General features: G+C 65.6%; 17 protein-coding genes and 1 tRNA gene. 10 read left to right on the top strand and 8 right to left on the bottom strand.

Translation table 11 applies throughout. The annotated features are described in order from the left end of the window. Positions 1–92: 92 nt before the first annotated feature. Together NNX35_RS05025 and NNX35_RS05020 are read left to right on the top strand one after the other, a co-directional pair. Positions 93–842, top strand: coding sequence for a response regulator transcription factor (locus NNX35_RS05025; protein ID WP_255867165.1), 750 nt, complete (start codon positions 93–95; stop codon positions 840–842). Beyond that, the gene (locus NNX35_RS05020) at positions 839–2,383 is read left to right on the top strand and encodes a cell wall metabolism sensor histidine kinase WalK (RefSeq protein WP_255867164.1); all 1,545 of its coding nucleotides are present in this window, start codon (positions 839–841) and stop codon (positions 2,381–2,383) included. Before NNX35_RS05025 ends, NNX35_RS05020 begins: the two co-directional genes overlap by 4 nt. A 13-nt stretch (positions 2,384–2,396) precedes the next feature. On the opposite strand, the gene NNX35_RS05015 is transcribed toward NNX35_RS05020, so the two are convergent. Next, positions 2,397–2,927: a GNAT family N-acetyltransferase gene (locus NNX35_RS05015; protein WP_255867163.1), complete on the bottom strand. Its 531-nt coding sequence runs from the start codon at positions 2,925–2,927 to the stop codon at positions 2,397–2,399. Positions 2,928–3,084: 157 nt separating this feature from the next. Here NNX35_RS05015 and NNX35_RS05010 point away from each other — a divergent pair, with 157 nt between their 5' ends. The 4 genes from NNX35_RS05010 to NNX35_RS04995 all read left to right on the top strand — a co-directional run bounded on the left by NNX35_RS05010 (position 3,085) and on the right by NNX35_RS04995 (position 5,840). Continuing rightward, the gene (locus NNX35_RS05010) at positions 3,085–3,900 is read left to right on the top strand and encodes a DUF1295 domain-containing protein (RefSeq protein ID WP_255862283.1); all 816 of its coding nucleotides are present in this window, start codon (positions 3,085–3,087) and stop codon (positions 3,898–3,900) included. Between the two features lie 155 nt (positions 3,901–4,055). Further along, positions 4,056–4,790 carry a glucose 1-dehydrogenase gene (locus tag NNX35_RS05005; RefSeq protein ID WP_255867162.1) on the top strand — a complete coding sequence of 245 codons (735 nt, stop codon included), beginning with the start codon at positions 4,056–4,058 and terminating at the stop codon, positions 4,788–4,790. Between the two features lie 99 nt (positions 4,791–4,889). Further along, positions 4,890–5,513 (top strand): TetR/AcrR family transcriptional regulator, encoded by a 624-nt coding sequence (locus NNX35_RS05000; protein WP_255867161.1) that lies wholly within the window; start codon positions 4,890–4,892, stop codon positions 5,511–5,513. A gap of 96 nt (positions 5,514–5,609) precedes the next feature. Then, positions 5,610–5,840 carry a hypothetical protein gene (locus tag NNX35_RS04995; protein ID WP_255867160.1) on the top strand — a complete coding sequence of 77 codons (231 nt, stop codon included), beginning with the start codon at positions 5,610–5,612 and terminating at the stop codon, positions 5,838–5,840. Here NNX35_RS04995 and NNX35_RS04990 read toward each other — a convergent pair. The 7 genes from NNX35_RS04990 to NNX35_RS04960 all read right to left on the bottom strand — a co-directional run bounded on the left by NNX35_RS04990 (position 5,837) and on the right by NNX35_RS04960 (position 12,661). Continuing rightward, positions 5,837–6,994: an alpha-hydroxy-acid oxidizing protein gene (locus NNX35_RS04990; protein WP_255867159.1), complete on the bottom strand. Its 1,158-nt coding sequence runs from the start codon at positions 6,992–6,994 to the stop codon at positions 5,837–5,839. The genes NNX35_RS04995 and NNX35_RS04990 overlap by 4 nt on opposite strands. Positions 6,995–7,050: 56 nt before the next feature. Then, entirely contained in the window at positions 7,051–7,692 is a 642-nt protein-coding gene (locus NNX35_RS04985; RefSeq protein ID WP_255867158.1) for a GNAT family N-acetyltransferase, read from the bottom strand. Between the two features lie 28 nt (positions 7,693–7,720). Further along, positions 7,721–8,584: a hypothetical protein gene (locus NNX35_RS04980; protein ID WP_255867157.1), complete on the bottom strand. Its 864-nt coding sequence runs from the start codon at positions 8,582–8,584 to the stop codon at positions 7,721–7,723. Between the two features lie 99 nt (positions 8,585–8,683). Continuing rightward, the gene (locus NNX35_RS04975; RefSeq protein ID WP_255867156.1) at positions 8,684–10,768 is read right to left on the bottom strand and encodes a xanthine dehydrogenase family protein molybdopterin-binding subunit; all 2,085 of its coding nucleotides are present in this window, start codon (positions 10,766–10,768) and stop codon (positions 8,684–8,686) included. Further along, complete coding sequence (locus NNX35_RS04970; protein ID WP_255867155.1) at positions 10,765–11,844, bottom strand: xanthine dehydrogenase family protein subunit M; 1,080 nt, start codon at positions 11,842–11,844, stop codon at positions 10,765–10,767. The genes NNX35_RS04975 and NNX35_RS04970 overlap by 4 nt, the downstream gene beginning before the upstream one ends. Further along, on the bottom strand, positions 11,841–12,461 hold the full coding sequence (locus tag NNX35_RS04965) for a (2Fe-2S)-binding protein (protein ID WP_255867154.1): 621 nt from the start codon (positions 12,459–12,461) through the stop codon (positions 11,841–11,843). The genes NNX35_RS04970 and NNX35_RS04965 overlap by 4 nt, the downstream gene beginning before the upstream one ends. Before the next feature lie 123 nt (positions 12,462–12,584). Beyond that, positions 12,585–12,661: transfer RNA gene (locus NNX35_RS04960), tRNA-Met, on the bottom strand. Positions 12,662–12,706: 45 nt separating this feature from the next. Between NNX35_RS04960 and NNX35_RS04955 the strand changes: the two genes are divergently transcribed. The 4 genes from NNX35_RS04955 to NNX35_RS04940 all read left to right on the top strand — a co-directional run bounded on the left by NNX35_RS04955 (position 12,707) and on the right by NNX35_RS04940 (position 17,069). Beyond that, on the top strand, positions 12,707–13,642 hold the full coding sequence (locus NNX35_RS04955; RefSeq protein ID WP_255867153.1) for a metal-dependent hydrolase: 936 nt from the start codon (positions 12,707–12,709) through the stop codon (positions 13,640–13,642). 204 nt (positions 13,643–13,846) lie between these two features. Beyond that, complete coding sequence (locus NNX35_RS04950; protein ID WP_255867152.1) at positions 13,847–15,229, top strand: sugar ABC transporter substrate-binding protein; 1,383 nt, start codon at positions 13,847–13,849, stop codon at positions 15,227–15,229. After that, positions 15,230–16,174, top strand: a complete 945-nt coding sequence (locus NNX35_RS04945; protein ID WP_255765405.1) for a carbohydrate ABC transporter permease — start codon at positions 15,230–15,232, stop codon at positions 16,172–16,174. 103 nt (positions 16,175–16,277) lie between these two features. Further along, complete coding sequence (locus tag NNX35_RS04940; protein ID WP_255867316.1) at positions 16,278–17,069, top strand: carbohydrate ABC transporter permease; 792 nt, start codon at positions 16,278–16,280, stop codon at positions 17,067–17,069. The last annotated feature ends 6 nt before the right edge of the window (positions 17,070–17,075 follow it).

The raw sequence follows: 17,075 nt of genomic DNA, 5'->3' as shown, positions 1-17,075 counted from the left end.
GGTGGAGACAGCAGGGAAAATACCGGGACGCAAAAGGGAATTTTGCGCTTACGCTTGACCCAGCCACCGGCACCGAGCCAAAGGACGTATTCATGGCACACGTTTCGTCCCAATCGCCCACGGGTAATCTTCCGCGCCTCGCGCACCCGGACGGGAGTCCGATCCGGGCGCTGGTGGTCGACGACGAGACCAGCCTCGCGGAGCTTGTGGGCATGGGGCTGCGGATGCTGGGCTGGAACGTCGTTACTGCAGGTAATGGACTCGGTGCGGTCTCTGCTGCCCGCGAATTCCGGCCCGACGTCCTGGTGCTGGACGTGATGATGCCCGGGGTCAACGGGCTTCAGGCCCTGCAGAAGATCAGGACCTTTCTGCCGCAGGTTCCCGCTCTGTTCCTTACCGCCAGGGATGCCGTGGAGGACCGTATCTCAGGGCTGGCCGCCGGCGGGGATGACTACGTGACCAAGCCGTTCAGCATGGAGGAACTGATGCTCCGCCTGCACCGCCTGGTGCAGCGTTCCGGGGCCGCGGCGTCGGGCTCGGACGAACTGGTGGTCGGCGACCTGGTGATGAACCTCGAAACCCGCGAGGTCATCAGGGGCGGGGAGGACATTGCCCTCACGAATACCCAGTGGGAGCTGCTGCGGTACCTTATGGAAAACCCGAGGCGGGTGCTGAGTAAGGCGCAGATCCTGACGAATGTCTGGAACTACGATTTCGGCGGCCAGGCGAACATTGTCGAGCTGTACATTTCCTACCTGCGCAAGAAGATCGACGTCGGACGCCCGCCCATGATCCATACGGTCCGGGGCGCCGGCTACGTGCTTAAACCGGCGGCCCCATGATCCACGCGGGTACTCGTCCGGCTGCCGGGGGATCGCAGATACGCAGCCATCCGCTGCGTACCAAGCTCATACTCACCACCCTGGCGCTCCTGACTGTGACCTGTGCGGCGTTGGGCATTTTCAGCCACGTGGCCATGGACCGGTATCTCACTGGAGTGCTCGACGACGGATTGGAACGTGCGGCGGCCAGAGCCGGGTTCCGCCCCGGCCACTCTGCGGGGGAGTATCCGTCGCCCCAAAAGGAGCCGGCCCCGGGCACCGCCGGCACGGACAACGGAGCCGGGGAACGCGGTGACGGCAGCGACTACCAGTCCGGCCAGCGCCCGGGCTCCCTGAATGCCTTCTTCGAGGACGGCGCTGCCCGCCGATCCACGCTTGTGCTTGAGGACGGCTCTGCGGTGTCGCTGAACGGGGCAGACCTGGAACTGCTGGCGGGAATGGATCCGGCCCGCGGCCCCCAGGACATGAACCTGTCCAGCGAGCATTACCGGGTGGATGCGTTCCCCGCCCCGCCCGGCGCCGGGAACGGAATGCTGGTCACCGGACTTTCAACGGCGCAGCGGGAGAGCACCCTGGCCTCGCTCGATCTGACCATGGTTGTGCTGTCCCTGGCCGGCCTGCTCGTCACCGGGTTTGCGGGCACAATGATCATCCGCCGCTCGCTGCGCCCGCTGGATGAGCTGGCCGCCGTCGCGACCTCCGTATCCAAGCTGCCGCTGGCCTCCGGAGAGGTGGAGATTCCAGTCCGTGTGCCCCCGGCGGCCGCGCGGCCCGGGTCCGAAGTCGGAACGGTGGGGATGGCCCTGAACGGCATGATCGATCACGTTACCAACGCCCTGCGCGCCCGGCAGGACAGCGAAACGAAGGTGCGGCGGTTCGTTGCCGACGCCAGCCACGAGCTGCGCACGCCGCTCACCTCGATCCGCGGGTACACGGAGCTGGTCCTGCTCAGCGAACACGTCAGCCCTCCGGGCCGCGCCGCCTTGGAACGCGTGGACAGTGAGTCCAAGCGTATGTCCGCGTTAGTTGAAGACCTGCTGCTGCTGGCGAGGCTGGACGAGGGCCAGCGGGGCGAGCGGACCGGCGTCGACCTCACCGAACTGATCGTGGAGGCAGTCAGCGATGCGCAGGTCTCGGCCCCGGAGTATCAGTGGACGCTGATGCTGCCTGATGAACCGGTAGTGGTGTCCGCCGTCGAGCCCGAGCTGCGACAAGTGCTTATTAATCTGCTTTCCAATGCCCATAAGCACACTCCTCGGGGGACCCGCGTGGAAATCGGACTGCAGGCAGGAGCAACCTGGGCCACCTTGACGGTGACGGATGACGGCCAGGGGATAGAGCCGGACTTCATCGATTCACTGTTCTCCCGGTTCAGCAAGGCCGATTCCGCGCGGACGGGGAATACGAGCAACACGGGGCTCGGCCTGGCCATTGTCTATGCCCTCGTTGCGGCCAACGGGGGGACCATCGAGGTCGAGAGCAAACCCGGCCGCACCAGCTTCACCGTGGCCCTGCCGCTTGCTGGTGCGGTAGCGGTCTGAGCCCGTCGGGCAATTAATCGGGCAGGCCGATCCAGTACCGCCGCGTGCCGTCCCGGCTGTCCTCGTAGACTCCGCCGTTTTTCTCGATGACCGCCCGGGATCCGGCGTTGTCTTCGGCGCAGGTGACGAGTACCCGTGCAATGCCGAGATCACGGGCAACCGGCAGGGCGTCCTGAAGTGCGCGTGCGGCATGCCCCTGCCGGCGTGCGGAGGGTCGGACGCTGTAACCAATGTGGCCACCCTGCTCGAAGAGGAAATCATTCAGGGTGTGCCGGACGGCAAGCGAACCCAGGAACTCATCGCAGTCCACCAGCCACAGGTAGGTGCAGGGCACCAAGCCTTCCTGTCGCGGTGTGTCCGGGAACCGTTCCTTGACCAGGCCGTCGACGAAACCGGCAAAGTCCCCGGCAATTTCCGTGCGAATGCGCTCTTTCGAGGTGTCCCCGTACACGCCGGAACCGTCCATCCTCTCGCCGTTGAATTCCTCGGCCGCGGCCAGCCAACTGTTCCGGAAACGGACATCGGGGGTAATCAGGGTTGCCATTGGCAAAGTGTAGGGCTATTCCGCAATCGGGCTTGAATTCTCCGCATTAGTTCGATATCCGGAAGGTCTGCCGGGTTGTGTTCCCTGTATTACCCATGAATGCAGGGTCCCGCGGTGAAGGGTTCCGCAGACAGGGAACCGAACGTATCCTCCGAGGATGGACCCGGTTCGCGTTTGTTTGGAGATATTCGCCGCTGCCTGCGCCGGAACCTGGGTGCTGTCACTGATCACCCGGGAATACTCCTGGACAGACCGCATCTGGTCCGTCATTCCGCTGGCCTACCTTTGGGTTTTTGCTGTCGCGTCCGACGGCGACCACCGGGTAACGCTGATGGCGGTCCTGGTTACGCTGTGGGGCGTCCGGCTGACGTTCAATTTTGCCCGCAAGGGCGGTTACGCCCCGGGCGGTGAAGACTACCGGTGGGGGATCCTGCGCCAACGGCTGAAGCCGTGGCAGTTCCAGGCCTTCAACCTGCTGTTCATCAGCATCTACCAGAACATCGTCATCTGGGTGATGACCCTGCCGGTGCTGACCGTCTATCAACACCCCGGAGCGCTCACGGGCTGGGACTGGCTGCTGGCGGTCCTGTTCCTGGCCGCGCTGGCCGGAGAAACCGTGGCGGACCAGCAGCAGTGGAACTTCCAGCAGTGGAAAAAGGCACTGCGGACCGCCGGACGAATTCCGCCGGCCGACTTCCTCCGCACGGGACTGTTCCGGTACTCGCGCCACCCGAACTTCTTCTTTGAACAGCTCCAATGGTGGCTCTTCTACGGTTTCGCCGTCACCGCCTCGGGGGAGTGGCTGCATTGGACGCTGGCAGGGCCGGTTCTGCTGACCCTGCTCTTCGCCGGGTCCACCGCCTTCACCGAGAGCATTTCCCTGGCACGCTACCCCGACTACGCGCGGTACCGGCGCCGGACCTCCCCGCTCGTTCCGCTTCCTCCCCGCCTGAGTTCAAAGCACTCCCGCTAGGCGGGAAGGCAAGGCGGAATGTTGAGTGGGTCGCCGGGCAGAGGTGAGGGGTCCGAAGCTGTCTCCTCTGTCACATTCGACGGTTTAGGGAATGGGAAGTTCTTCTACACATGTTGAATAGGGCAGGATAGAAACGAACTTGAAGGAGAACGGCAATGGGACGCGTAAGCGGCAAGGTGGCACTGATCAGTGGCGGCGCACGGGGCATGGGTGCCTCGCATGCCCGGCTGCTGGTCGCTGAGGGTGCCAAGGTCGTCATTGGCGACATCCTCGACGACGACGGCAAAAAGACCGCCGCCGAGCTCGGCGACAACGCCCGCTACGTGCACCTCGACGTCACCAAGGCCGAGGACTGGGACGCCGCCGTGCAGACCGCCGTCACGGAATTCGGTGGACTGGACGTGCTGGTCAACAACGCCGGCATCGCGAACTTCGGGCACATCGAGGACTACAGCTTCGAGCAGTGGAACATGATTGTGAACATCAACCTCAACGGCGTGTTCCTGGGGATCAAGGCGGCCATCCCGGCGCTGAAGGAATCCAAGGGCGGCTCGATCATCAACATCTCCTCCACGGCAGGACTGCAGGGATTCGTGGAGCTGCCGGGCTACACGGCCACCAAGTACGCGGTGCGCGGCCTGACCAAGTCGGTGGCCCTGGACCTCGGCAAATACGGCATCCGCGTCAACTCGGTCCACCCGGGCGTCATCAAGACCCCGATGACCGAGGGCATGGAAAACCCGATGAACCACGTTGCCCTGCACCGCATGGGCGAGGCGCAGGAAGTCTCCCAGACGGTCCTCTTCCTGGCCAGCGACGATTCCAGCTTCTCCAGCGGCGCGGAATTCATCGTCGACGGCGGCGAGACCGCGGGCCTGGCCAACCACTAGGCCGAATACATCAAAAAGCTTGCGGCGTCCCCCAGCGCCGCGGCACGGAAGGGCTTCGCTTCGGCGGAGCCCTTCCGTGTATCTGAGAAGATAAGTCCCATGCCCGGACTGCACTCCCCAAAGCCGCATCGGCATTCACCGTCGGATGAGCCGCGGATAACACGCACCCGGGACGCGCTCGAGGCGGGCCTGTGGGAGCTGCTTCGGGACCACGAACTCGCGGATATCAGCGTGGCTGCACTCTGCCGGCAGGCCGGGGTGCACCGCACCACCTTCTACGGCCACCACCGCAACATTTTCGACTTCGCGGCGTCCGTGTACGCCGGCGTCGTGGACCGGCTGGGCACAGTGGAGCTGGACCAGCGCGGCACCGGCCGAACGGTCGCGGAGATCGGGGACCTGTACGTCGAGTCCATCCGGCAGATCCTGCAGCACACCAAAGCCGAACAGCGGGTCTACCGGGCGCTGTTCCACACCGAGACCTTCCTCGGGATCCTCGCCGATCAGCTCAACGGGCGGATCCTCCTGGCCCTGCATGTCTGGCAGGCCCACAACGTGGCGGTCCTGAACCCGGACGCAACCGCCGCCTTCCTGGGCGGCGCCTATGCCTCCTGGTTCGAACAGTGGGTGGTCAGCGACGACGACGACGTCGAGGCCCGGCTGGGTTCGCTGCGGAACCTGCTGCCCGTCTGGTGGCCGCGGGACGGTTTTCCGACGACCTAGCCCGCTCACCGCCACCCTTGCTTTACGGTGCTTCTTCCGATTTGCTGTGCGCAGCCTGGGGGGATACTTCGCGGGAGAGGCCAAAGGAGGACGGCAATGACGGCATGGATCCATCCGATGGAGCGCAGGGCCCGACGGTACTGGGCATTGCAGATGGTCAGCATAGTGGTGGCAACGGGTGGGCTGTTCGTGATCCTGCTGCTTGAGCCGACGCCGGGGCGGATCTGGGGTGCTGCTGCCGTGGCCTTAACCGGTGCCCTACTGGTCTGGGGCGCCTGGCGGGGCCTGAAGGAAGCTATCCATGAGTATCGGATGCATGATGCCTAGAGCCGGTGCAGCGATCCGCGCAGCGAGGCCAGGTCCGGGTAGCCGTTGACCGCCATGGTCAGGTCAGCTTCGGCGAGCAGGCTGCGCATCACATGTGTCACTCCTGCCTGCCCGGCCGCCGCCAGGCCATAGACATAGGGCCGGCCGATCCCCACCGCTGTAGCTCCGAGTGCCAGCGCGCGGAGGGCATCCACGCCGGAACGCACACCTGAATCGAAAAGCACAGGGGCGCCGTCGGCCGCCTCAACGACGCCCGGCAGGCAGTCAATTGCCGGGATGCCGCCGTTTGCCTGCCGTCCACCGTGGTTGGAGCAGTAAATGCCGTCCATCCCGCCGTCCAGCGCGCGCCGGGCGTCGTCAGGTGAGCAAATGCCCTTGAGGATGATCGGCAGCGAGGTCAGGGACCGGAACCACTCCAGGTCCTCCCACGTCATGGTGGGGTTGCCGAACAGCGAGGCCCACAGCATTACGGCAGCGGCAGGGTCTGGTGACCCCTGGTCGGCCAGGAGCTTCCGGAACCGGTCATCGGTCAGGTAGTTGGCCAGGCACTGGCCGGACAGCATCGGCAGGTAGGCGGCACTGAGGTCGCGGGGCCGCCAGCCGTTCACCCACGTATCCAACGTGATGACAATGCCCGAGTACCCGGCTGCTTCGGCGCGGTGCACCAGGGACTCGGCCAGCTCCCGGTCCGCCGGTGGGTAGAGCTGGAAGAACCCGGGGGTTTCACCGGCGGCTGCACGGACCTGTTCCAGCGGAGCGGAGGAGAGGGTGGACGCCACCATCGGGATGCCCAGCTCTGCGGAAGCGGCAGCCGTCGCCAGGTCGCCGTCGTCAGCCACTGCGCCCAGCACCCCCACCGGAGCGAAGAACAGGGGAGAAGGCAGCCGGTGCCCCAGCAGATCAATGCCCATGCTGCGCCGGGCGGCTCCGACGAGCATCCGCGGCATGATGCCGAGCCGCTCAAAGGCAGCCACATTGGCACGTTGGGTGTGCTCGTTGCCGGCACCGCCGGCCACGTAGCCCAGGATCCGCGGATCCATCCTGCTTTCTGCCAGGTCCTCCATCGCCGCGGAGCTCATGGGCAGATCCGGCAGGACGCCGCGTGCGCCGTTCATGTAGATGCCAAGCTGATAATCGCCGTAGTTCGTGCTCATGGAGGCTCCGCCTTTTCTTTCCGGCCGCTTTGCCGGTTTTCCGCTTTGCCCGGATGCTACTCCAGCGGCAGCGGGGCATCCTGCCGACCCGCGGCGAAACGTTCCAGCCGTTCCTCCAGGCCGGCGCGGACTGCCGGCCATTCGTCGGCCAGGACCGAGTACACCGCGGTGTCCCGCCAGCTGCCGTCGGCGCGGCGTTTGTCCCGGCGCCTGATGCCCTCGAAGACGGCACCGATCCCGCTGATCGCCGCGCGGGAACGGGTATTGAGCGAGTCCGCCTGGATGCTGATTCGTCCGAAACCGGCTGCAAAGGCGGAGCCGAGCAGGAGCAGCTTCGTTTCTGTGTTGACCGCAGTGCCCCAGACCGCGGGAGCGTAGGCGGTCCACCCCAGCTGCGCGGATTCGCCGGGCAGGTCCAGATCAGCGAGGCTGCTGGTCCCCACGACGGCGCCCGGCGTATTGCCGTGCACCAGCCGCACCGCGAACGGCAGCTCGTCCCAGCGGTAATAGGTGCGGGCCCAGGCAGTGAACCCGTCCAGATCGGTGTGCAGCCCGGCGGGTCCGCCGCCGTAGCCACCGGCAAAGACCTCAGGAACCGCAATGGCTCGGTGCAGGTCCGGGATCAGGTCAAGGGTGAGCGGCTCGAGCCTGACAAACCGGCCGGAAAGAACCGAGTGCCGGGGCCGTGCGGCGCTCATGCGGTCAATCCGGCATTGTCTGCCACGCTCAACCCGCCGTGACCTGGAACTTGTTGCGCCAGTCCGTGATCAGCCATTCGCCCGCGTCCTGCCCCGGCCGCGAGCAAAGCGTCATGGACGCCTCGATAACCTGTGTGTTGGTTCCGGGTTCGCCGACACCGGGTGCCACCTCCATTTCCGCGGATGCGGAAATCTCGGTGACGATGCTCTTGTTGTCGTCAGCCAGCCACACCTCGAGGACTTCGATGTCCAGCTTTGTGAAGCGTGACCGGTCCGGTTCGTAGACATACCGGTAGGAATCGCCGTAACGCTCCTGATGGAAGGTGCTTTGCATAACGACTCCACCAAAGGGCGAACCGTCGTTGAGGCTCTGCTGAGCCATGCCTTGGAGCTCCGGAGCGATCCGCTGCCCATTCGCGGCCCACCATTCCTCCGGCGTCCAGGCGCCGCCGTTAAGCGGGGAGTCGAGCCCTTCCTCGACCATAAAAGCCAGGTTGTTCCGGTGCGCTTCCTCGATTTGCGCCTGCGAGTACAGGGAAAGCAGCTTCGGCTCCACCACCGCCGGATCGAGGGTCCACGCCGGATCATCTTCGGCCGGCGAAACCTGCAGGTAGGTTCCGTGGGCCGTGTCCACGTTGCCCTTGACTCCCAGCCCGCGCTGGGAAGCGGACGACGTCGGCGGCGGACTCGTCGTCGGCGGTGCCGAGGGGGAGGGCTTGGCCTTCACTGATGCTTTTTCCGTCGATTTCACTGCGGGAGACGCCGAAGGCGAGCTGGAAGCGGTGGACCTGCTGGTGTCGGTGTTCGCCGGGTCGGTGCCGCAGCCGGCAAGGACGGTCACCAGCAAGGCCAGACCCGCTGCGGCCGGGCGCGGGCCGGCTGAAATACCCATGGTCACGATTCCCCCAATCGGAACACACCGATTCCCGGTGCGGAAAGCGCCAGTATAGGGCGGGAATTCCGGCCGAGCGCACCGCCACGGGCAGCCCGGTCAGGCCAGGAACTTGTCCGGGGTCAGCGGCAGGTCCCGGATCCGGGTGCCGGAGGCGTTATAGGCGGCATTGGCAATGGCCGCAGCGCTGCCCACAATCCCTATTTCTCCGATGCCGCGGGCACCCAGCGGGCCGGCATGCTCGTCACGGTCCTCGATCCACAACGCCTCCATGTCCAGCACGTCCGCGTTGGTGGGGATGTGGTATTCCGCAAGGTCGGAGTTCACGAAGATCCCGAACCGCGGATCCAGCACCCCTTGCTCGTGCAGTGCCATGCCCAGGCCCATGGTCATGGCGCCGAGGAACTGGGACCGGGCCGTGCGCGGGTTGATGATCCGGCCGGCAGAAAACACCCCGAGCATGCGGGGGACCCGGATCTCCCCGGTATCCGCGTGGATCCGGACCTCGGCGAAGTGCGCACCGAAGGAATACAGGGCAAGGTTCGCAGCCTCCGGGTCTTCCGGTGGCTGCGCTTCCGTGTGGGCCCCGGGGGAGGGATGCTCGCCGTGATCCTCCCGGAAGGCACGCGCGGCGGCAATGATAGTGCCGCCCCAGCTGGCCGTCCCCGAGGAACCGCCGGCCACGCTGGCAGTTGGGAACCGGGTGTCACCGATGCCCAGCCTGATCCGGTCCACCGGCACCCGCAGGGCATCGGCGGCGATCTGCGTCAGGGCGGTCCAGCTGCCCGTGCCGATGTCAGAGGCACCGATCTGCACCGAGTAGACGCCGTCCTGCTCATACTGGATCCGCGCCGTGTTCGAGGGCTGGCGCATGAAGGGGTACACGGCGCTGGCGGTACCCATCCCCACCAGCCAGCCGTCCTGCTGAACGGAGCGTGGGCGGGCCACCCGGTTCTCCCAGCCAAATCGCTCGGCCCCGAGGTCGAAGCATTCCAGCAAGTGCCGACTGGAGAACGGATTGCCGGTTTCCGGGTCCACCTCCGGTTCGTTGCGTCGGCGCAGCTCGATCGGATCCAGGCCGGCCGCCGCCGCCAGCTCATCCATGGCCACCTCGGGGCCGAACATGCCCGGGCATTCCCCCGGGGCCCGCATCCAGGACGGCACCGGTATATCCAGCGGCGCCAGCCGCGTGCTGGTTCGCCGGTTAGGGGCGGCGTACATCATCCGAAACGGCGCCGGGGTCTGCTCGGCGAACTCCTTGATCCGGGAGGTGTGTTCCAGGATGTCCAGCGACATGGCGGTGAGCCGTCCGTCGTCGGCCGCACCTAGCCGGACGTGCTGGATAGTGGGGGTTCGGTGGCTGGTCAGCGTGTACATCTGCTGCCGGCTGACAGGGAACTTCACCGGCCGGCCGTCCGTGCACTGCGCGGCCAAGGCCGCCATCACCACCTGCACGTGCGGCATACCCTTGGATCCGAAGCCGCCGCCTACGTGCGGCGCGATGACGCGGACCTGCTCCTCATCAAGACCCAGCACCTGCGCCAGCGTGCTCTTCACCGCGTGGACGCCCTGCGTGGAGTCCCAGAGGGTCAGGACGGTCCCGTCCCACTGCGCCACCGTGACGTGCGGCTCCAGCGGGTTGTTGTGTTCGGGCGGAGTGGAATACGTCGCGTCGATCCGCAGTGCGGCGGTGTCAAAGGCGCCGTCAAAATCGCCCTGGCTGCTGTCCGTCGGGGTGCCGGCGTTCAGCTCCTCGGGGGCATACAGTGCAGGATCGTCAGCGCGCAGCTGGGCGGTGAACGGCTCCTCCGTGTAGGTCACCTGCACGGCAGCGGCTGCCTCCCGGGCGGTTTCGGGGGTCTCGGCCAGTACTGCAGCCACTATCTGCCCCCGGTAGCCCACGCTGGGATCCTGCAGGACCGCCAGTTCCCGGTCCGAGCTGTCTGCCAGTCGGGGAGTGGTCTCCGCTGTAAGGATGGTCAGCACCCCGTCGAGGGCCTCCGCTGCGGCGGTCTCCACCCGCTCCACTCGACCGCGGGCAATGGTGGAAAGCACGGGATAGAGGTGGACGGGGTTCTCCACCGGCTGTTCATAGGCATAGGGTGCGGTGCCGCGGACCTTAAGTTCGCCGTCGAGCCGTTCATACGGGGTACCGATGGCGGAAGCGGGCATCAGCTTGCTCATGAGTTCAATTCCTCCCAGCCTGCGTCATCCGGGCCGCCGGGCCCTTCCGGATGGTCCGTCCCCGGTGCACTGGCGTCCGGCCTGGCGGTGCCGGTCAGGTCCCGCAGCACTGCGGCCAGGGTGTTCCGGACCATGGGCACCTTGAAGCCATTCCCGTTGAGCGTCTCAGCGTGCCTTAGCTCGGCATCCGCGGCGGCCCGGAAATTGTCCTCGGTGGCTGCGGCCCCGCGGAGCACCGCTTCGGCCTGGAGCGCCCGCCAGGGTTTGTGCGCCACTCCGCCCAGCGCTATCCGCACGTCCCGGATCACCGGGACGGCGGCGGCGTCGTCGTCCAGCTCCAGTGCCGCGGCCACGGAAACCAGGGCGAAGGCGTAGGACGCACGGTCGCGGACCTTGCGGTACGCGGAACGGGCCGGTGCCGGCGGGAGTTCAACGGCGGTGATCAGCTCGCCGTGGTCAAGTACCGTGTCCTTCTGCGGCTCGTTGCCGGGCAGCCGGTGCAGATCGGATACGGGGAGCACTCGTTCGCCCGCGGGCCCCATGACGACGACGGCGGCATCCAGGGCGGCCAGCGCCACCGCCATATCTGACGGATGGGTGGCGACGCAGTCCTCGGAGGCGCCGAGGATGGCGTGGTACCGGGTGTAGCCCTCCAGCGCGGAGCAGCCGGTGCCGGGCTCCCGCTTGTTGCATGGCGTGGTGGGGTTCTGGAAATACACGCAGCGGGTGCGCTGAAGCAGGTTTCCGCCGGTGGTGGCCAGGTTCCGCAACTGGCCCGAGGCTCCGGATAGCAAAGCCTGGGACAGGGCGGGGTAGCGGCTGCGGATGAACGTGTTGGCCGCCAGGTCCGCGTTGCGCACATTCGTACCGATCCTGACCCGCCCGTCTTCCTGCACATCCACCGTGTCCAGCGGCAGCCGGGAGATGTCCACCACCAGGGTGGGTTGGGCGACGCCGAGCTTCATCCGGTCCACCAGGTTGGTGCCCCCGGCCAGGAAAGCGGCCTCAGGGTTACCGCTCACCAAGGCGACAGCCGACGCGACGTCCTCGGCGCGGTGATAATCGAACGGGATCATGCGCGTTCCTCCGGATGCTCGGGCATCGATTCCGCGGTGGGGGAGTCCGCCACGACCGGAACCTCCGGGTCGGGCGCTCCGCCCCGCCGTGCCGCGGCTGCTTCGGCGGCCTGCCGGACGGCGGCAACAATGTTCACGTACGCCCCGCAGCGGCACAGGTTTCCGCTCATGCGTTCGCGGATTTCAGCATCGGTGAGGTCTATGCCGCCCTCGGCCTGCAGATCTTCCGTGGCCGTGGACGGGTGCCCGGCGGCGGCTTCCTCGATGATGCCCGCGGCGGAACAGACCTGCCCCGGAGTGCAGTAACCGCATTGGAACCCGTCCTGTTCCAGGAAAGCGCGCTGGACCGGGTGCAGTTCGCCGTCGGGCGTGCCGCCGGCCAGGCCCTCGGCCGTGATTACCTCGGCGCCGTCATGGGCTACGGCCAGGGCGAGGCAGGAATTGGCGCGGCGCCCGTCCAAAAGGACCGTGCAGGCGCCGCATTGGCCGTGGTCGCAGCCCTTCTTGGGGCTCGTGACGCCCAACTGGTCCCGCAGCGCGTCCAAGACCGTGGTGCGGGTATCCACCGTCAGGGTGCGCGCTTCGCCGTCCACCTGCAGGGTTATTCCGGCTTTCATGAGATGTGGACCACCTGTCCCTCGCGGTTTGTTCTCGCAAACTACCGGAGGAGATGTGGTGGAGACAACCAATGCCGGGACAAAAAAGATCCCGATCCGGTTTCCGGATCGGGATCTTTTTCTTGGTTGCGGGGGCAAGATTTGAACTTGCGACCTCTGGGTTATGAGCCCAGCGAGCTACCGAACTGCTCCACCCCGCGGCGTGGTCTCAACTTTACCGCAGATCCGCCGCACAGCGTAATCCAGTGGCCGGGCTCACAATTTCCGCCGTCCGGTTCGGTACGCTGGGGCGGGTGAGCCTGCCGAAAACCGATACCGCCGTCACCTATCCCGCCGGAGCCCTGACGGGCACGGGAGCCGTACTTCACGTGGAGACACTGCCGGACGGAAGGCTTGCGGTACTCCTGGACACCACTCCCGTACACCCGGTGGACGCCGGCTGGCCGGACCAGGGGCCGGACCGGGCAACGCTAACGACGCCGGACGGCCGCGAGGTGCCCCTGCTTGACTGCGTGGTCGGGGCCACGGACGGCACCGCACTGTTCCTGGGCGGGGACATCCCGGTCCGCAAGGGCACCGAGGGCTGGGTGTTCGCGGTGGTTCATCTGCTGCCGGGGGATACCGGCATTGCGGAGGGAAACCGTGTCGAGGTCCGGGTGGACGGCGAACACCGGGCCGCTCTTTCTGCCGGGCACACAGCCTGCCACCTGGCGGCCCTTGCCCTGAACCGGCAGCTGGCCGGGGCATGGAAAAAGGACGTGCCCGCAGACGCGGCCGGCAACCCGAACTTCGACGCCCTGGCGATCGAGACAACCACGATTCTGCCCGGAGGTTCCCGGGACGTTTACCGGTTGGGGAAGTCACTGCGTCGCAAGGGCTTTTTGCCGGACGCGTTGCTGACGGACCCTGCCGCCGTGGAAAAGGGTGTGAACGCAACGTTGGCGGAGTGGGTGGCCTCCGATGCGGAGGTCCGCATCGAGCGCGAATCGGATCTCCTTACCGGCATGCGCCGCTGGGTCTGCGACCTGCCCGGCGGATCGGTCGGCATTCCCTGCGGCGGCACCCATCTGGCCTCCTTGGCCGCTGTTTCCGAAATTGAAGTGCGGTTGAGCTGCGAACCCGGCGAGGGAGCCGCGGAAGTAGTTATGGATACCATTTGCACCCGCACCGGATCGGCTTAGCCGGCAAACGATTCCCGGCCTGCCGCCGCGGGTATTCCTCAGCGCCCTCTTTCGACAGCATTCCCCGCTGCCCCTTGCCTCCGGAAATGCCTTGCGCCAATTGATCCGGTAACCCAGGGATAACCCTTGCCCGCTCGAATGGATGAACGTAGTGTTCCGCGCACGTGAGCGGAACCGCTGTCTCAAATGAGCAAAGGTGACCAGATGAGATTTCGACGCAGCAGGGGGAATCGCAACCACAGCCGTTACCGGCTTCGAACGGGTCTGGCATCCGCGGCCGCAGCCGCCCTGGTGCTGACCGGCTGCGGCGGTTCCGAGGCGGAGGGCGGGGATGAGATTGTCGTAGCCATTGTCTCCAACCCGCAGATGCAGGACGCAATCACTCTTCAGGACGAATTCAAGGCGCAGTATCCGGACATTGACGTCAGCTTTGTGTCCCTTCCCGAAAACGAGGCACGGGCTAAGATCACTGCCTCTGTTGCCACGCAGGGCGGGGAATTCGACGTCGTAATGATCTCCAATTACGAGACGCCGATGTGGGCGGAAAACGGCTGGATCACTAATCTCCAGGACTATGCCGATTCCACCGAGGGATATGATCCCGACGATTTCGTCCCCACTATCCGTGAGGCACTGAGCTACGAGGGAGATCTCTACTCCGTTCCGTTCTACGGTGAATCCTCCTTCCTCGTCTATCGGCAGGACCTGTTCGATTCAGCCGGCCTGACCATGCCGGAAAGCCCCACCTGGGAAGACATCCGCGGCTTCGCCGAAGCACTCAACGATCCGGAAAATGACATGGCCGGTGTCTGTCTGCGCGGGCTGGCCGGCTGGGGTGAGGTCATGGCGCCGCTGGACACCATGATCAATACCTACGGCGGCCGTTGGTTCGACGAGGACTGGAACGCCCGTTTGGACGAGCCCGTAGTGGAAGAAGCCGTCACCGATTATGTGGACCTGGTGCAGAACTACGGGCAGGCCGGTGCCGCCACCAGCGGCTACGGGGACTGCCTGACCCTCTACAGCCAGGGAAATACGGCCATGTGGTACGACGCCACGGCCATGGTTTCCGCCATTGAGGACCCCGCGTCCTCCCTCGTAGTCGGGAAAAGCGGATACGCGCCGGCACCCGTCAAGGAGACGGAGTCCGCCGGCTGGCTTTACAGCTGGTCCCTGGCCATCCCCACCACCAGCAACTCCAAGGACGCTGCCTGGGACTTTGTTTCCTGGATGACGGATAAGGAATACATCCAGCTTGTGGGTGAGGAGATCGGCTGGGAACGGGTGCCGCCGGGCAGCCGGCTCTCCACCTATGAAATCCCCGAATACGCCGAGGTGGCCGAGGCCTATGCCGAGCCGACCCTGGATGCCATGGCCGGGGCATCCCAGGAAAACAGCATGGTCCGCGGTGTGCCCTACACCGGGCTCCAATTTGTCGGTATCCCGGAGTTCCAGGATCTGGGCACGCGGGTGGGGCAGCAGATTTCGGCGGCCATAGCCGGGCAGCAGACAGTCCAAGAAGCGCTGGAACAATCCCAGGGCTACGCCGAAACGGTGGCGGAAAGCTACCAGGACGGAGCGGGTTAAATGTCCACGTTGGTAGAGCGGCAACAGGTCCGCGCCAGGAAGGCCGCAACGGAGCGGGAGGGCGGGGGAATGTCCTCCGCCGAGGGGTGGCGGCGGCGGCTGCCGCTGTTGCCGGCCCTGATTTTCACCTTGATCGTGACGCAGGTGCCCTTCCTCTTCACCATCTGGTACTCCCTGCAGAACTGGAACCTGCTGCGGCCGGAGGGAAACCAGTTTGTGGGGCTGGGGAACTACATCGATATTTTCTCGGACTCCACGTTCCGCGGGGCGGCGCTGAACAGCGTCCTCTTCACCGTGGCCTGTGTTTTCTTCGCGATGTTGCTGGGCATCATCTTCGCCCTGTTGCTGGACCGCAGTTTCGCCGGCCGGGGAGTGGTGCGTACCCTCCTGATCACCCCGTTCCTGATCATGCCGGTGGCGAGCTCCCTGCTGTGGTCCATTTCAATCCTCAATCCGAGCTACGGCCTGCTGAACTGGGTGATCGGGCTGGTGGGCATCCCGCCGGTGGACTGGACGTCACAGCACCCGATCGTGTCCATCCTGATGGCGCTGGTGTGGCAGTGGACGCCGTTCATGATGCTGCTGGTCCTGTCCGGGCTGCAGGCGCAGTCCAAGGACGTGCTGGAAGCCGCACAGGTGGACGGCGCGGGGTGGTGGCGGACGTTCATCTCGGTGACGTTGCCGCAGCTGCGCCGGTACATCGAACTCGGAATCCTGCTTGGCGCCATCTATGTGGTGAACACCTTCGACCAGATCTACCTCATGACCGCCGGCGGACCCGGGACGGCCAGTGCAAACCTGCCGTTCTACATCTACCAGCGGGCTTTCCTTGGCTTTGACATCGGCCAGGCCGCTGCCATGGGCGTGGTGGTTGTCATTGCCACCATCATTGTGGCCACCCTGGCCCTCCGCCTGATTTTCAAGAGCTTCGACGTAAAGGACTGACGACGTGGCTACCCAGACTGCTGCACCTACTCCCGCCGGGAAAGAAACAACTCCCGCTGCCAATACCGTTCGGAAACCGGCCCGGCGTTTCAACTCCGCACCCATCCTCACCACGGTGACGTGGGTCCTGGCACTGATTTTCTTCTCACCGGTGCTCTGGATGGTGCTGACCTCCTTCAAGCAGGAGTCCGCCGCCGCATCCGATCCGCCGGTGTTCTTCTTCGCCCCCACGCTGGAACAGTACCGGGCGGTGCTGGACAGCGGGGCCGGAAGCTATTTCGCCAACTCCGCGATAGCCACCGGCGTCTCCACCATCCTGGTGGTCATCCTGGCGGTGCCGGCCTCCTACGCCTTGAGCATCCGGCCGGTGAAAAAGACCTCGGACGTGCTGTTCTTCTTCATCTCCACCCGCATGCTGCCGGTAGTGGCCGTGATTATGCCGATCTACGTGATTGCCGGGCAGCTGAAGGTATTGGATAACGTGTGGACGCTGGTGGTGTTGTACACCTCGATGAACCTGCCCATCGCCGTGTGGATGATGCGCTCGTTTTTCCTGGAAGTGCCCGGCGAGGTGCTGGAGGCGGCGCAGATGGACGGAGCCGGGCTGATGAAAACCCTCCTGCGGGTCCTAATGCCCATGGTCGCCCCCGGCCTTGCCGCGACGGCCTTGATCTGCGTGATTTTCGCCTGGAACGAGTTCTTCTTCGCACTGATCCTCACGGCGGGCCAATCGGCTACGGTCCCGGTCTTCCTGGTGTCCCAGATGACCAGCGAAGGCCTGTTCCTGGCGCAGCTCTCGGCAGCATCGGTGCTGGCTTCGCTGCCGGTGGTGATTGCCGGGTGGGTGGCGCAGAAGCAGCTGGTCCGCGGCCTGTCCATGGGCGCGGTCAAGTAGCCGGCA

The sequence above is a fragment of the Arthrobacter sp. zg-Y844 genome, assembly GCF_024385465.1.
GTDB lineage: Bacteria > Actinomycetota > Actinomycetes > Actinomycetales > Micrococcaceae > Arthrobacter_B.
The sequence above is the reverse complement of the archived record's forward strand: the minus strand, read 5'-3'. Positions and strand labels throughout refer to the sequence as shown.

Bases quoted from the DNA above. Each gene is read 5' to 3' on its own strand.
- NNX35_RS04950 (WP_255867152.1), top strand. From the start codon at position 13,847: ATGAGATTTCGACGCAGCAGGGGGAATCGCAACCACAGCCGTTACCGG.
- NNX35_RS05000 (WP_255867161.1), top strand. From the start codon at position 4,890: ATGCCCGGACTGCACTCCCCAAAGCCGCATCGGCATTCACCGTCGGAT.
- NNX35_RS04990 (WP_255867159.1), bottom strand. From the start codon at position 6,994: ATGAGCACGAACTACGGCGATTATCAGCTTGGCATCTACATGAACGGC.
- NNX35_RS04980 (WP_255867157.1), bottom strand. From the start codon at position 8,584: ATGGGTATTTCAGCCGGCCCGCGCCCGGCCGCAGCGGGTCTGGCCTTG.
- NNX35_RS04985 (WP_255867158.1), bottom strand. From the start codon at position 7,692: ATGAGCGCCGCACGGCCCCGGCACTCGGTTCTTTCCGGCCGGTTTGTC.
- NNX35_RS04965 (WP_255867154.1), bottom strand. From the start codon at position 12,461: ATGAAAGCCGGAATAACCCTGCAGGTGGACGGCGAAGCGCGCACCCTG.
- NNX35_RS04970 (WP_255867155.1), bottom strand. From the start codon at position 11,844: ATGATCCCGTTCGATTATCACCGCGCCGAGGACGTCGCGTCGGCTGTC.
- NNX35_RS04995 (WP_255867160.1), top strand. From the start codon at position 5,610: ATGACGGCATGGATCCATCCGATGGAGCGCAGGGCCCGACGGTACTGG.
- NNX35_RS05025 (WP_255867165.1), top strand. From the start codon at position 93: ATGGCACACGTTTCGTCCCAATCGCCCACGGGTAATCTTCCGCGCCTC.
- NNX35_RS05010 (WP_255862283.1), top strand. From the start codon at position 3,085: ATGGACCCGGTTCGCGTTTGTTTGGAGATATTCGCCGCTGCCTGCGCC.
- NNX35_RS05005 (WP_255867162.1), top strand. From the start codon at position 4,056: ATGGGACGCGTAAGCGGCAAGGTGGCACTGATCAGTGGCGGCGCACGG.
- NNX35_RS05020 (WP_255867164.1), top strand. From the start codon at position 839: ATGATCCACGCGGGTACTCGTCCGGCTGCCGGGGGATCGCAGATACGC.
- NNX35_RS04945 (WP_255765405.1), top strand. From the start codon at position 15,230: ATGTCCACGTTGGTAGAGCGGCAACAGGTCCGCGCCAGGAAGGCCGCA.
- NNX35_RS04975 (WP_255867156.1), bottom strand. From the start codon at position 10,768: ATGAGCAAGCTGATGCCCGCTTCCGCCATCGGTACCCCGTATGAACGG.
- NNX35_RS05015 (WP_255867163.1), bottom strand. From the start codon at position 2,927: ATGGCAACCCTGATTACCCCCGATGTCCGTTTCCGGAACAGTTGGCTG.